General features: G+C 67.8%; 16 protein-coding genes. 12 read left to right on the top strand and 4 right to left on the bottom strand.

Translation table 11 applies throughout. The annotated features are described in order from the left end of the window. Positions 1–34 precede the first annotated feature (34 nt). Together HMH01_RS14065 and HMH01_RS14060 are read right to left on the bottom strand one after the other, a co-directional pair. On the bottom strand, positions 35–628 hold the full coding sequence (locus HMH01_RS14065) for a uracil-DNA glycosylase (RefSeq protein ID WP_343035311.1): 594 nt from the start codon (positions 626–628) through the stop codon (positions 35–37). 52 nt (positions 629–680) lie between these two features. Then, positions 681–1,256: a LabA-like NYN domain-containing protein gene (locus HMH01_RS14060; RefSeq protein WP_171326395.1), complete on the bottom strand. Its 576-nt coding sequence runs from the start codon at positions 1,254–1,256 to the stop codon at positions 681–683. Between the two features lie 114 nt (positions 1,257–1,370). Between HMH01_RS14060 and folK the strand changes: the two genes are divergently transcribed. The 12 genes from folK to recO all read left to right on the top strand — a co-directional run bounded on the left by folK (position 1,371) and on the right by recO (position 10,939). Further along, complete coding sequence (folK, locus tag HMH01_RS14055; protein ID WP_171326394.1) at positions 1,371–1,964, top strand: 2-amino-4-hydroxy-6-hydroxymethyldihydropteridine diphosphokinase; 594 nt, start codon at positions 1,371–1,373, stop codon at positions 1,962–1,964. Positions 1,965–2,061: 97 nt separating this feature from the next. Then, positions 2,062–2,415 carry a DNA-directed RNA polymerase subunit omega gene (rpoZ, locus tag HMH01_RS14050; RefSeq protein WP_171326393.1) on the top strand — a complete coding sequence of 118 codons (354 nt, stop codon included), beginning with the start codon at positions 2,062–2,064 and terminating at the stop codon, positions 2,413–2,415. A 42-nt stretch (positions 2,416–2,457) separates the two neighbouring features. Next, a complete protein-coding gene (locus HMH01_RS14045) occupies positions 2,458–4,602 on the top strand; it encodes a RelA/SpoT family protein (protein ID WP_171326392.1) in 2,145 nt (714 codons plus the stop codon). Between the two features lie 73 nt (positions 4,603–4,675). Then, entirely contained in the window at positions 4,676–5,341 is a 666-nt protein-coding gene (locus HMH01_RS14040; protein WP_216366860.1) for a DUF2062 domain-containing protein, read from the top strand. A gap of 26 nt (positions 5,342–5,367) precedes the next feature. Continuing rightward, positions 5,368–6,144 (top strand): pyridoxine 5'-phosphate synthase, encoded by a 777-nt coding sequence (locus tag HMH01_RS14035; RefSeq protein ID WP_171326391.1) that lies wholly within the window; start codon positions 5,368–5,370, stop codon positions 6,142–6,144. A 126-nt stretch (positions 6,145–6,270) separates the two neighbouring features. Further along, positions 6,271–6,879: a hypothetical protein gene (locus HMH01_RS17750; protein WP_216366859.1), complete on the top strand. Its 609-nt coding sequence runs from the start codon at positions 6,271–6,273 to the stop codon at positions 6,877–6,879. Between the two features lie 96 nt (positions 6,880–6,975). Further along, entirely contained in the window at positions 6,976–7,392 is a 417-nt protein-coding gene (gene acpS / locus HMH01_RS14025; RefSeq protein WP_171326390.1) for a holo-ACP synthase, read from the top strand. A 55-nt stretch (positions 7,393–7,447) separates the two neighbouring features. After that, positions 7,448–8,263 carry a signal peptidase I gene (gene lepB, locus HMH01_RS14020; protein WP_171326389.1) on the top strand — a complete coding sequence of 272 codons (816 nt, stop codon included), beginning with the start codon at positions 7,448–7,450 and terminating at the stop codon, positions 8,261–8,263. A 1-nt stretch (position 8,264) separates the two neighbouring features. Beyond that, a complete protein-coding gene (gene rnc / locus HMH01_RS14015; RefSeq protein WP_171326388.1) occupies positions 8,265–8,951 on the top strand; it encodes a ribonuclease III in 687 nt (228 codons plus the stop codon). Continuing rightward, positions 8,948–9,856, top strand: a complete 909-nt coding sequence (era, locus tag HMH01_RS14010) for a GTPase Era (protein ID WP_171326387.1) — start codon at positions 8,948–8,950, stop codon at positions 9,854–9,856. Before rnc ends, era begins: the two co-directional genes overlap by 4 nt. Before the next feature lie 18 nt (positions 9,857–9,874). Then, positions 9,875–10,201 (top strand): DUF1491 family protein, encoded by a 327-nt coding sequence (locus tag HMH01_RS14005; RefSeq protein WP_171326386.1) that lies wholly within the window; start codon positions 9,875–9,877, stop codon positions 10,199–10,201. A gap of 6 nt (positions 10,202–10,207) precedes the next feature. Next, complete coding sequence (gene recO / locus HMH01_RS14000; protein ID WP_171326603.1) at positions 10,208–10,939, top strand: DNA repair protein RecO; 732 nt, start codon at positions 10,208–10,210, stop codon at positions 10,937–10,939. Here recO and HMH01_RS13995 read toward each other — a convergent pair. Together HMH01_RS13995 and HMH01_RS13990 are read right to left on the bottom strand one after the other, a co-directional pair. Then, complete coding sequence (locus HMH01_RS13995) at positions 10,928–11,344, bottom strand: META domain-containing protein (protein WP_171326385.1); 417 nt, start codon at positions 11,342–11,344, stop codon at positions 10,928–10,930. The genes recO and HMH01_RS13995 overlap by 12 nt on opposite strands. Before the next feature lie 81 nt (positions 11,345–11,425). Further along, positions 11,426–13,102 (bottom strand): acyl-CoA dehydrogenase family protein, encoded by a 1,677-nt coding sequence (locus HMH01_RS13990; RefSeq protein WP_171326384.1) that lies wholly within the window; start codon positions 13,100–13,102, stop codon positions 11,426–11,428. Positions 13,103–13,185: the final 83 nt, after the last annotated feature.

The following is a 13,185-nucleotide window of genomic DNA, read 5'->3' as shown; positions in this document are numbered from 1 at the left end:
CAGGGCGGGCGGCAAGACGTGCCGGGCGCGGATCCTAGCCGCTGCGGTCGAGATGCGCGCGTACGGCGGCAAACACGCTGTCGAACATGGCGGGTGTCAGGCGTCCGGTGTTCGTGTTGTAGCGCGAGCAGTGATAGCTGTCGAAGATCCGGTAGCCCGCCACGTCATGTGCCGCGCCATGGCCGAAGGGATGGTCGGCCAGCCGCGCGCCAAGACCCCGCACCAGGCTGTCATGGGCGATCCGGCCAAGGCAGACGACAGCCGCCAGCCGGGGCAGGGTTGCCATGCGCGACAACAGGAACTGCCGGCAGGTGTTGATCTCTGCGCCGACCGGCTTGTTCTGCGGCGGGACGCAGCGCACCGCGTTGGTCACCATGCAATCGTGCAGCGCCAGCCCGTCATCGGGTCGCGCGTCGAAGGCGCCATTGGCAAAGCCGTGGCGGGTCAGCGTCTCATAGAGCAGGTCGCCGGCATAGTCGCCGGTGAAGGGGCGCCCGGTCCGGTGCGCGCCGCTTACGCCCGGGGCAAGCCCCAGCACCAGAAGGCGTGCCTGGGGATCGCCGAAGGACGGCACGGCGCCGCCATACCAGTCGGGCTGGCGCAAGGCGACCTCGTCCCGATAGGCCACCAGCCTGGGGCAGAGGTCGCAGTTTCTTGGTGGATCGGCCGGGATCACAGGATCAGCTGGCCTGTTCCTCGCGGGTCGCGTTGCGCTGGCCCTGATCCTCCCGCGGGGGGCGACCGATGACCTCACGCAGGTCTTCCAGTTCGATGAAGTTGTCGCACTGGCGGCGCAGCTCGTCCGCGATCATCGGCGGCTGCGAGCGAATGGTCGAGACGACCGACACACGCACGCCCTGGCGTTGCAGGGACTCGACCAGCGGCCGGAAATCGCCGTCGCCGGAAAACAGCACGATATGGTCGATGCGCGGCGCAAGTTCCATCGCGTCCACCGCAAGCTCGATGTCCATGTTGCCCTTGACCTTGCGGCGGCCCATGGAGTCCGTGAACTCCTTGGCGGGCTTGGTCACCATCGTGTAGCCGTTGTAGTTCAGCCAGTCGACCAGCGGGCGGATCGGGGAATATTCCTCGGTCTCGAGAAGCGCGGTGTAGTAAAAGGCGCGCAACAGTTTGCCGCGCCGCATGAATTCTGCCCTAAGCAGCTTGTAGTCGATATCGAAACCCAGCGCCTTTGCGGCCGCATACAGGTTCGATCCGTCTATGAAGAGCGCCAGTCGCTCGTCTCGATAGAACATTCCTTGCCCCCGGAGAATAAGCCTTTTCCATACACAAAAAGGCTTGCACATTCTTTCAACACCGTCAGGGTATGCGCAATGCGTGAACGATAAAAGCGCAAAACGGTCGCCAGAATGAATTACCTGATCGCCTTGTGCTCCAGTCTGCCCAGCGGAAAGCAGACCTCCGCCGATCTCCTTTCCCACGCATTGTGGCACATGGAGGGGCTGGGGTTGCAGGTCCGGGAGCGTACGGGTTTCTATGTGAGTCCGGCGCAACCCTCGGGTGCCGGCCCCGACTATGTGAACGCGGTCGTGAACGTGCACGCGGATCACGAACCCCATGCCGTGCGGGAACGGCTGGACCGGATCGAGGCGGCCCTAGACCGGGCCGAGGGACGACGCGGGCAGCCGCGGATGGTCGATCTGGACCTTCTGGCCTGCGGCGCGCAGATCCTGCCTGACGAGCTGACGGTGCGGCGCTGGATGGCGCTGTCCGAGGATGAGCGGCGCGAGGCCCCGGTCGACACGCTTGTCCTGCCCCATCCCGGCCTGCATCGGCGCGGTTTCGTGCTTGTGCCGCTGGCGGAACTGGCGCCCGACTGGCGCCATCCCGTCACCGGGCAATCCACTACCGAGATGCTGTCGGCCCTTCCGGCCGAGGCAGTGGCAGGCGTTGGCCCGCTCGGGCGGATCGAGCAGACCGACAAGCGCGACGTAGCGGAATAGCGCGGGCCCGCATCTGTCCCGCGTGCGGCTTGCGCTGGCAGAGGAATTGCACTAGGAACGGCTTTTCCGGACCGAACTGCGAGCGGAGGAGGCCCCTATGGCCCGAGTGACAGTCGAAGATTGCGTGGACAAGGTTCCCAACCGGTTCGAGCTGGTGATGCTGGCGGCGCACCGTGCCCGCGAGCTGTCTTCCGGCGCCCCGCTGACCATCGACCGCGACAACGACAAGAACCCCGTCGTCGCCCTGCGCGAGATCGCGGACGAGACGCTGACCGCCGAACAGCTGCGCGAGAGCGCGATCGAAAGCCATCAGCGCCAGATCGAGGTGGACGAGCCCGAAGAGGACCAGATGGCGCTTCTGATGTCGGCCGACCAGCCTGCGCCGGTCGAGGACGACATGTCGGAAGAGAAGCTGCTGCGCGCCCTGATGGAAGCGCAGGGCGAAAGCTGATCGCCTGCCGGCCCGATGAGGGCCGGCCAACGGGATGCGGCTATGATCACCGACGAGGAACTGGTCGATCTCATCCGGGTCTACAACCCGCACACCAACGAGGCCCTGATCCGCGACGCCTATGCCTATGGCATGCAGGCGCACGCGGGTCAGTTCCGCGCTTCGGGCGAACCCTATTTCATGCACCCGGTCGAGGTGGCGGCGCTGCTGGCAGAGCAGCGGCTGGACGATGCCACCATCGTGACGGCGCTGCTGCACGACACGATCGAGGACACCGGCTCGACCTATTCCGCGGTCGAGGCGCGATTCGGGACGGAGATCGCGCAGCTTGTCGACGGCGTGACCAAGCTGACCAACCTGGAGCTGTCCTCGGTCGAGACCGAGCAGGCGGAGAATTTCCGCAAGCTTCTGATGGCCATGTCCAAGGATCTGCGCGTGCTGCTGGTCAAGCTTGCCGACCGGCTGCACAACATGCGCACCATCCGGCACCTTCCGCTCGAGAAGCAGGCCCGCAAGGCGCGCGAGACGATGGACATCTATGCGCCGCTGGCGGGTCGCATGGGCATGCAGTGGATGCGCGAGGAGCTGGAGGACATCGCCTTCCGCATCCTCAACCCCGATGCGCGCCAGTCGATCATCCGGCGCTTCATCACGCTGAAGAAGGAAACCGGCGATCTGATCCCCCAGATCACCGAGGATATCCGCAAGGTGCTGGACCAGCACGCGGTCGAGGCGCAGGTGATCGGGCGCGAGAAGAAGCCCTATTCGATCTGGCGCAAGATGCAGGAAAAGGGCGAGGGGTTCGGCCGGCTGTCGGACATCTACGGCTTCCGCATCATCACCAATTCGGTCGAGGACTGCTACGTCGCGCTGGGTGCCGTCCACCAGCGCTGGATGGCGGTGCCCGGGCGCTTCAAGGACTATATCAGCCAGCCCAAGTCGAACGGCTATCGGTCGATCCACACCACCGTATCGGGCCGTTCGGCCAAGCGGGTAGAGGTGCAGATCCGCACCCGCGAAATGCACGAGGTGGCCGAGACCGGCGTCGCCGCGCACTGGTCCTACCGGGAAGGAACCCGCTTCGAGAACCCCTTCGTGGTCGATCCGGTCCGCTGGCTTGCGCAGCTGACGCAGAGTTTCGAGACCGCCGAGAACCCGTCGGACTTCCTCGAGCATGTCAAGCTCGAGATGTTCACCGACCAGGTGTTCTGCTTCACGCCGAAGGGCGAGGTCATCAAGCTGCCGCGCGGCGCCACGCCCATCGACTTCGCCTATGCGATCCACACGCGGATCGGCGACAGCTGCGTCGGCGCCAAGGTGGATGGGCAGCGCGTGCCGCTCTGGACACGGCTCAGGAACGGCCAGTCGGTGACGATCATCCGCGCCGAGGGTCAGCGCCCCCAGCCCAGCTGGGAGGACATGGTCGTGACCGGCCGCGCCAAGGCGGCGATCCGGCGCAGCCTGCGCGAAGAGCACCGCGCCGGCCATATCCGCCTGGGCGCCGAGATTGCCCGGGTCGCACTCGAACGTGTCGGCAAGAAGGCCACGGACAAGGCGCTCAAGACCGCCGCCAAGCAACTGCTGCTGGAGAACGCCGACGAGTTGCTGGCGCGGCTGGGCGCGGCCGAACTGACCGGGCGCGACCTGGTGCGGACGCTTTATCCCGAATTGCTGCGCGAAGAGGACTTTCTCCGCGACCGCAACGCCGCGGACAGGCCGATCGTGGGCCTGCTGGACGGCCAGACCGCGCAACCCGCGCCGTGCTGCCAGCCGCTGCCCGGCGAGCGGATCGTCGGTATCGCGGTCAAGGGGCAGGGCGTGCAGGTCCATGCCATCGACTGCGCGACGCTGGCCGCGCTGGAGGACGAGGCGGATCGCTGGATCGACCTTGCCTGGACGCCGACCGCCTCGCGCACGCCGCATATCGCCTGCATCGAGGTGGTGATCGCCAACGACGCGGGCGTGCTGGGACGGATCTGCACCCTGATCGGCGAGCAGCACGCGAATATCAGCGACATCGTGTTCACGGATCGCAAACCTGATTTCTACAGGGTGGTGATCGATCTGGAGGTGCGGGACATACAGCATCTCCACAACGTGCAGACCGCGCTCGAGGCGGATTCGGACGTCACGGAGGTGAAAAGATTTCGTGGCATGGTCGTCGAACCGCTTCGTGCCAGATATTAGGTATGAGAAGGAACGGTCAAACTAGTCCGCGTGGCACGGTCGCCGCGCGGGATTCCGGGGGCCGCAGGTCGATATGGTGTTCAAACGGCGCAAGCCGCTGTCTTTCTGGCGCAAGCTTCGCGAGGGTGTCTATCCTCGCCGCGGCTGGCGCAGGGCCATCGAATATGTCGGCCACCGGCTGAAGCGGCTGCCCGACACGCCGCACAAGATCTCTCTCGGTTTTGCCTGTGGCGTCTTCGTGTCGTTCAGCCCGCTGTTCGGCCTGCACTTCCTCTATGCCGCCCTGATCGCGTGGATGATCCGGGGCAACATCCTGGCCGCGATGATCGGAACCTTCGTCGGCAATCCGGTGACGTTCCCCGTGTTTGGCGCCATCTCGCTGGGGCTGGGGCGACGGATGTTCGGGATGTCCGGCAGCGGCCCTGATCAGGCGACGGTGCAACAGGCCTTTACCGGCGCCCTGTCCGACCTGTGGGAGTCGTTCCTGTCGATCTTCGGTCTTGGTCATGCGTCCTGGGGGCGGCTGGGCACGTTCTGGAGCGACGTCTTCGTCCCGTATTTCGTGGGCGGCCTGCTGCCGGGCTTGATAGCTGCGGTGATCTTCTATTTCCTCACGAGACCGCTGGTTGCTGCCTACCAGGCGCGCCGGCGGTCCAGATTGTTGCACAAGGCGCAGGAGCGGCTGGCACGCCAGAAGGCCGAGCATGCGGCGCGGCGTCTGGCCAACGAAGGCCGCTGACGCCCGAAGGAAAGGACAAACCCGCCATGACGCGCCTTACCGCCCCTCTCGGCCGCCTGCGGCTGGGCGTGAACATCGATCACGTCGCAACGGTGCGCAACGCGCGCGGCGGCGACGTGCCTGATCCGGTGCGGGCCGCGAAGCTGGCGGAAGCCGCCGGCGCCGATGGCATCACCGCGCATCTGCGCGAGGATCGCCGCCACATCCGTGACGCGGATATCGAGCGGCTGATGGCCGAGATCGGCGTGCCGCTCAACTTCGAGATGGCTGCCACCGAAGAAATGCAGAAGATCGCCCTGCGCCACACGCCGCATGCCGTCTGCATCGTGCCCGAGCGGCGCGAGGAGCGCACCACCGAGGGCGGGCTGGAAGTGGCGCGGGAAGAGAACCGCCTTGCCCATTTCATCGCGCCGCTGCGCGATGCGGGGTGCCGGGTGTCGATCTTCATCGCCGCCGACGCCCGCCAGATCGAGGCGGCGGCGCGGATCGGTGCACCGGTGATCGAGTTGCACACCGGCGCCTATTGCGACGCCCATGCCGAGGGGCATGTCGACGCCCGCGATGCCGAGCTTGCCCGACTGCGCGACATGGCGGCCTATGCCCATTCGCTGGGCCTGGAAGTTCATGCCGGCCACGGCCTGACCTATGACACGGTGCGTCCCGTTGCCGCCTTCCCCGAGGTGATGGAGCTGAACATCGGCCATTTCCTGATCGGCGAGGCGATCTTTACCGGGCTCGAGACCGCCATCCACAGGATGCGCGCGGAAATGGACGCGGCCCGGGCGGAGGCCTTTGACGGCTGAGGGTTCCGCCCCGCTTGATCTGCCTCAATGCCCCTGCGCCACGGCGGGCGCAGTCTGACCCTGCGCCGGGTTTCGGCCCGGCGGGGCATCGCGCGCTGCGATGATCCGGAAATGGGGGATGGACAGATGAAACGCAGGAAGACGCTTCTTGCAGCGCTTGCCGCTGCGGGGCTCCTGGCGGCCACGGCTTCCACGGCGCAGGCCCCGCAATGGGGGGGCGGTCCCGGCTACGGCATGGGGCCGGGCATGATGCAGGGTGGCGGCTACGGCTATCCCGGCGATCCGAACACCAGCCGCTGGGGGCCCGGTCCGGGCGCCGGCTTCGGCTATCAGGGCGGACCGGGATACGGAATGGGTCCCGGCTACGGCATGGGCCCGGGAATGATGCAGGGCATGGGGCCGGGCATGATGCAGGGTGGCGGCTACGGCTATCCCGGCGATCCGAACGCCAACCGCTGGGGGCCGGGGGCCGGCTTCAACTACCAGGGCGGGCCGGGCTACGGCTTCGGGGGCATGTTCGGTGGCCAGGTCATGCGCGACATGAACCTGTCGGTCGATGATGTCTGCGCCTTTCTCGAGCGGCGGCTCCAGCGCTGGGGGATGGGAACCTACAGCCTGGGCGATGTGGCCGAGGCCGGTGAGACCATCACCGCCGCGATCCTTGGGCCCGACGGGGCCGTCGCCCAGAACCTGACCGTTGACCGGGCGACAGGGGCGATCAGCTACGGCAACTGAGCGGGCGCCGATCCCCGATCCCTTGCGGCCCGCCCTCTTGCGGTGGGCCGCGCCTCGCCGCTATCTGGACGCGTCAGACCTTCTGGGATGCGCGCCATGATCCTCGGCATCGGTACCGATCTGTGCAACATCGACCGTATCGCGGCCACGCTCGATCGTTTCGGCGACCGGTTCCGCAACCGCGTCTTCACCGAACGCGAGCAGCAAAAGGCCGAGCGTCGCCTTGATACGGCCGGCACCTACGCCAAGCGCTGGGCCGCCAAGGAGGCCTGTTCCAAGGCGCTGGGCACCGGGCTGCGCATGGGCATCGCCTGGCGCGACATGGGCGTGAGCAACCTGCCGACCGGCCAGCCGGTGATGGAACTGACCGGCTGGGCCGCCGAACGGCTGGCCGAGATGACCCCACCGGGGCACGAGGCGGTGGTGCATGTGACGCTGACCGACGACCACCCTTGGGCGCAGGCTTTCGTCGTGATCGAGGCGCGCCCGCGCAGTCCGATGGGCGGCGCTTGACTCCCGGGGGATGCCGCGCGACAAGCGCGCGAACCCTTGCAGCGGCGGCGAACAAATGGCGAAAAAGGAAAAATCCTCGGGCGGTGGCATCCTCGAGCTGATCAAGACGCTGGCCTATGCGCTGATCCTTGCGGGCCTGATCCGGACGCTGCTGTTCCAGCCCTTCTGGATCCCGTCCGGCTCGATGAAGCAGACGCTGCTGATCGGCGATTTCCTGTTCGTGAACAAGTTCGCCTACGGCTATTCCGCCTATTCCTGCCCGTCGATCGCCGGGGTGGATTTCTGCGGTGCCCTGGCCGACCGCGAGGGGCGGTTGCTGGGGTCCGATCCCGAGCGTGGGGATGTGGTGGTGTTTCGCCACCCCGTTTCGGGCGAGGACTACATCAAGCGCCTGATCGGCCTGCCGGGCGACACGATCGAGATCCGCGATGGCGGGATCATCCTGAACGGCGAGCCGGTGCAGCAGGTGGCCGACGGCTTCTTCACCGAGACCTACGAGCAGCAGGGCCCCGCGCGTTCGTTGCCGCGCTGCCTGCGCAACGGGCCTGTCGGCCTGGGCGGGGAATGCGTGAAGGAGCGCGCGATCGAGACGCTGCCCAATGGCGTGAGCTACCCGGTCCTGAACATCGGCGAGACGGCCGCCGACAACCGCGGCCCCTTCGAGGTGCCCGAGGGGCATTTCTTCTTCATGGGCGACAACCGCGACAATTCGGTGGACAGCCGCTTCTCGCAGGCGGCGAACGGTGTCGGCATGGTGCCGCTGCGCAACCTGATCGGCCGCGCCGACTTGATCCTGTTCTCTTCCGCCGGCTCGTCCATCATCCATTTCTGGACCTGGCGCGCAGACCGCTTCTTCATGCTGGTGGAGTGACGTGAAGCTGCAACCGCCACAGGCCGAGTTTGCCCGCCGCCTGGGACATGACTTCACGGACGCGTCCCTGCTGGAAGAGGCGCTGACCCATGCCTCGCATTCCGGTCCCGTTCGGCGCGACAACCAGCGGCTGGAATTCCTGGGCGACCGCGTCCTGGGGCTGGTGATCGCCGAGGCGTTGCTGGCCGACGACCCCGACGCGCGCGAGGGGGATCTTGCGCCCCGGTTCAACGCGCTTGTCCGCAAGGAAGCCTGCGCCGAGATCGCCGAAGCCATCGACCTTGGCAGCGCGCTGATCATGGGCCGGTCCGAGCGGGCGACGGGCGGGCGGCGCAAGCAGGCGCTGCTGGCCGACGCGATGGAGGCGGTGATCGCGGCCGTCTACCTCGATGCCGGTTTCGCGGCAGCGCAGGATCTTGTCCTCCGGCTCTGGGCGCCCCGGATCCGAGTGGCCGAGGCGACGGCGCGCGACCCCAAGACCGCGCTTCAGGAATGGGCCCAGGCCCGCGGCCTGACCCCTCCCGACTATGTCGAGGAGGGACGCAGGGGCCCGGACCACGCGCCGCAGTTCACCATATCGGCGGTTCTGTCCACCGGCGAGCGGGCGACCGCCACCGCCAATTCCAAGCGGGCCGCGCAGCAGGCGGCGGCCGGCGCGCTTCTCGAACGGCTGGAGGGCCACGCATGACCGATACGAGATGCGGCTTCGTTGCCCTGATCGGGGAACCCAATGCCGGGAAATCGACGCTTCTGAACCGGATGGTCGGGGCCAAGGTGTCGATCGTCACCCACAAGGTGCAGACGACACGGGCGCGGATCCGGGGCGTCGCGCTCGAGGGCGAGGCGCAGATCGTCTTCGTGGACACGCCGGGCCTGTTCCGTCCACGGCGCAGGCTGGACCGGGCGATGGTCTCGGCCGCGTGGTCGGGTGCGGCGGATGCGGATGTCGTCGTGCTGATGGTCGAGGCGCATCGCGGCATCACCGAGGGTGTCGAGGAAATTCTCAAGGCGCTGGAGGAACGCGCCGCCGGTCGCCCGGTGGTGCTGGCGATCAACAAGATCGACCGCGTGAAGCGCGACACGCTGCTGGCGCTGTCGCGGGAACTGAACGCCCGCCGCGATTTCGCCGCCACCTTCATGATCTCGGCCGAAAAGGGGTCTGGCGTCGACGACCTGCGCCGCTGGCTGGCCGAGCACCTGCCGGTGGGGCCATGGCTCTACCCCGAGGATCAGATCGCGGATCTGCCGCTGCGCATGATCGCCGCCGAGATCACCCGCGAGAAGCTGACCCTGCGGCTGCACCAGGAACTGCCCTACCAGCTGACCGTCGAGACCGAGGAATGGGAAGAGCGCAAGGACGGGTCCGTGCGCATCCAGCAGGTGATCTATGTCGCCCGCGCAGGCCACCGCGGCATCGCGCTGGGCCCCAAGGGCGCCACGATCAAGCAGGTCTCCATCGCCGCGCGGGAGGAGCTGGAGAAGTTTCTCGACCGCAGGGTGCATCTTTTCCTCGAGGTCCGGGTGCGCGAGAACTGGCAGGAAGAGATCGAGCGCTACGAGGAAATGGGCCTCGATTTCCACGACGGAGATTGATCGGGGGGCCTTTCGCGCATGCGGCTGACAGCCGAGTTCTGGGTGCAGGCCTATCTTGCGCGGCTGCGGCTGGCGGACATCCCGGCCTTTGTCGTGGCGCGCGGCGACGCGACTGCCGGTGCGGTCCTGGTCAAGCAATCGACGCTGGACGGGCAGGCGCGGGCTTTCACACGCAGCCTGGGGCTGGACGGGCAGCGCGTCTGGGCCCTGCTGGCCGAGGGGGCAGAGCCGGACGTTGACGCGGCCATCGCCCGCCAGCGGAAATATGACCCGGATCTATGGGTGATCGAGGTCGAGGATCGCGCCGGGCGCCACCTGCTCGACGAGGACGGGTTGGCGGAGTAGCGTCGCATCATGGAGTGGCAGGGCGAGGGGGTGCTTCTGTCCGTGCGCAGGCATGGCGAGAGCGCCGCGATCATCGAGGTGCTGACCGAAGGGCAGGGCCGCCATGCCGGGCTGGTGCGCGGTGGCGGCGGGCGCAGGCTTGCGCCGATCCTCCAGCCCGGCGCGCAGCTTGCGCTGGGCTGGCGTGCGCGGCTGGCGGATCACCTGGGCAATTTCACCGTGGAACCGCTTCAGGCGCGCGCCGGGATAATGTCGGACCGGCTTGCGCTGGCCGGCCTCGGGGCGGTGACGGCGCTGGCGCAGACAGCCCTGGCCGAGCGGCAGCCGTTTCCGGCGCTTTACCGGCAGACCGTGGCGCTTCTCGACGCGATGGAGGCGGGCGCCCCCGCTTGGCCCGCGCATTACATCGACTGGGAACTGGCGCTGCTGGCCGAGCTTGGCTTCGGGCTGGAGCTTGAGAGCTGCGCGCTGACCGGCGCGGCGGAAGGGCTGGCCTGGGTATCGCCGAAATCCGGGCGCGCCGTTGCGGGTGGCGCCGGGGCCGACTGGGCCGACCGGCTGCTGACCTTGCCGCCGTTCCTGCGGGCAGATGCCGGGGCGGCGCCTATCACCGCCGCTGACCTGGCCGACGGAATGCGGCTTTCGGGGCATTTCCTGAACGCGCGGCTGATGCCCGCGCTCGGCAAGACGCTGCCACCCGCCCGAGAGCGGCTGGCGCATCTGATCCTACGGCTTTGAGTCCTCGGGCCGGGCGGCCGACCGGAAAAACAGGCTTTCGCCGTCCGTGTTGGTCAGCAGCAGGCTGTCGGCCGCCACTTCCGCGAACTCCATCGCCCCGAGCGCGGTGAAATAGACCTGTTCCGCTGCAAGGTCCGGGCAGGCGCGTCGTGTGGCGGCGATATCCTCGATCTGGAACCAGGGCAGGGGTGCGGTCTGCCGCGCGCTGAATCTGTTGCAGGGGCCACTGCCGGTGACGCGCCCGTCCGAGGTGAAGCGCAGCGTCGCCCCGAAGGCGGCCGGGCCGTCGTTCAGGGATTCCAGTGTCCACAGCGTATCGGACGGCGCCGCCTCTCCCACGGTGTCGGGCAGCGGGCTACAGGCGGCAAGCGTGCACAGCGCGAGGGTGGCGATGGCCGGTCTCATCGGGTCGGGCTCCGTATTGGGTGCCACGCCAGAGTAGACGCCGTGCGCGGGCCGGCCAAGCCCGCCGCCGTCACGCCTGCGTCAGTTGCGCCCCGGCTCCAGCAGGCGGCGGACGATCACCTGCGCCTGGATCTCGGCCGCGCCTTCGAAGATGTTCAGGATGCGGGCGTCGCACAGCACCCGGCTGATCGGGTATTCCAGCGCGAAGCCGTTGCCGCCATGGACCTGCAACGCATTGTCTGCCGCTGCCCACGCGACGCGCGCGCCCAGCAGCTTGGCCATCCCCGCCTCGAGGTCGCAGCGGCGGTCAGCGTCCTTTTCGCGGGCGGCGAAGTACGTCAGCTGGCGCGCGACCATGATCTCCACCGCCATCATGGCGAGTTTCCCGTAGACGCGGGGGAAGGCCAGGATCGACTTGCCAAAGGCCGCGCGGTCCCGGGCATAGGCAAGGCCCAGTTCCAGCGCGTTCTGGGCCACGCCGATGGCGCGGGCGGCGGTCTGGATGCGCGCGCTCTCGAAGGTCTGCATCAGCTGCCGGAAGCCCTGGCCTTCCGCCCCACCGAGGAGCGCCTCGCCAGGCACGCGGTGAGCGTCGAGGGCGAGGGTGTATTCCTTCATCCCACGGTAACCCAGCACCTCGATCTCGCCGCCGGCTATGGTGGGGTCGGGAAACGGCGTCTCGTCGCTGCCGCGGGTCTTTTCCGCCAGGAACATGGACAGGCCGGCATAGTTCGATGTCGCGGGATCGGTGCGGGCGAGAACCGTCATCAGGTCCGAGCGGCCACCATGGGTGATCCATGTCTTGTTGCCGGTCAGCACCCACTCCTCGCCGTCGCGCACCGCGCGCGTCCGGAGCGCGCCAAGGTCCGAGCCGGTGTTGGGCTCGGTAAAGACGGCGGTGGGCAGCGTCTCTCCGCTGGCGAGCCGGGGAAGCCATGTCCTCTTCTGCGCGTCGGTCCCGCCGCACAGGATGAGTTCCGCCGCGATTTCGGAACGGGTGCCGAGCGAGCCGACGCCGATATAGGCACGGCTCAACTCTTCCGAGACGACGCACATCGCCGTCTTGCCCATGCCGGCGCCGCCATATTCCTCGGGGATGGTCAGGCCGAAGACGCCAAGGGCCGCCATCTCGTCGACGATCTCCATGGGGATCAGTTCGTCCCGCAGGTGCCAGCCATGCGCGTGGGGCACGACGCGATCCTCTGCGAAGCGGCGGAAATGATCGCGGATCATCTCCATGTCCTCGTCCAGGCCGGTGGCGCCGAAGGTCGCAGCGCCGCTTGCCCGGGACATCAGCGCCACAAGCCGTGCCCGCGCCGCATCGGTGTTGCCGCTTTCTATCAGGGTCGCCACGGCGGGCGTGCCGGCGAACCGGTCCCGCGTGGTGCCGTCGACCCCCATGTCCGTCAGGCGCGCCGTCTCTCCCTGGCTCATCGGGATGCCGCCGGCGATCTGGGCGAGATATTCCCCGAAACCGATCTGGAGGATCAGGGACTCCACCTCTCCGAAGCTGCCGCACGCGTCCAGGCGCTGCGCCCAAAGCTGCATCTGCCGCAGGCTTTCGACATAGGTGGCAAGCCAGGCGAGGCCGTGCGCTGCATGCTGCTCGGGTTCGCCGCCGTTCCGGGCGATCCGCTCTGCCACCGCCGCGCGCGCCGCCGCCTCGACCGTCTCGGCCGCGGGAAGCGCGGCGGCGGTCAGCGTGGTCAGGTTCGCAAGAAGCGGGGCGGACGCGAAATCATGGCGCGGATCGGTCATGGCATCTCTCTGTTGCAATGCGGAATCGCCTGTGCGGTTGCGAGCAAGCTAGGGCCTGCCCTGTGGCGGGTCAATCATAGCGG

This window comes from Halovulum dunhuangense, from assembly GCF_013093415.1.
Taxonomy (GTDB): Bacteria; Pseudomonadota; Alphaproteobacteria; order Rhodobacterales; family Rhodobacteraceae; genus Halovulum; species Halovulum dunhuangense.
The sequence above is the reverse complement of the archived record's forward strand: the minus strand, read 5'-3'. Positions and strand labels throughout refer to the sequence as shown.

Bases quoted from the DNA above. Each gene is read 5' to 3' on its own strand.
- HMH01_RS13990 (WP_171326384.1), bottom strand. From the start codon at position 13,102: ATGACCGATCCGCGCCATGATTTCGCGTCCGCCCCGCTTCTTGCGAAC.
- era (WP_171326387.1), top strand. From the start codon at position 8,948: ATGACCGATACGAGATGCGGCTTCGTTGCCCTGATCGGGGAACCCAAT.
- folK (WP_171326394.1), top strand. From the start codon at position 1,371: ATGAATTACCTGATCGCCTTGTGCTCCAGTCTGCCCAGCGGAAAGCAG.
- HMH01_RS14035 (WP_171326391.1), top strand. From the start codon at position 5,368: ATGACGCGCCTTACCGCCCCTCTCGGCCGCCTGCGGCTGGGCGTGAAC.
- HMH01_RS14060 (WP_171326395.1), bottom strand. From the start codon at position 1,256: ATGTTCTATCGAGACGAGCGACTGGCGCTCTTCATAGACGGATCGAAC.
- rpoZ (WP_171326393.1), top strand. From the start codon at position 2,062: ATGGCCCGAGTGACAGTCGAAGATTGCGTGGACAAGGTTCCCAACCGG.
- lepB (WP_171326389.1), top strand. From the start codon at position 7,448: ATGGCGAAAAAGGAAAAATCCTCGGGCGGTGGCATCCTCGAGCTGATC.
- HMH01_RS14040 (WP_216366860.1), top strand. From the start codon at position 4,676: ATGGTGTTCAAACGGCGCAAGCCGCTGTCTTTCTGGCGCAAGCTTCGC.
- HMH01_RS14045 (WP_171326392.1), top strand. From the start codon at position 2,458: ATGATCACCGACGAGGAACTGGTCGATCTCATCCGGGTCTACAACCCG.
- HMH01_RS13995 (WP_171326385.1), bottom strand. From the start codon at position 11,344: ATGAGACCGGCCATCGCCACCCTCGCGCTGTGCACGCTTGCCGCCTGT.
- acpS (WP_171326390.1), top strand. From the start codon at position 6,976: ATGATCCTCGGCATCGGTACCGATCTGTGCAACATCGACCGTATCGCG.
- HMH01_RS14005 (WP_171326386.1), top strand. From the start codon at position 9,875: ATGCGGCTGACAGCCGAGTTCTGGGTGCAGGCCTATCTTGCGCGGCTG.
- HMH01_RS17750 (WP_216366859.1), top strand. From the start codon at position 6,271: ATGAAACGCAGGAAGACGCTTCTTGCAGCGCTTGCCGCTGCGGGGCTC.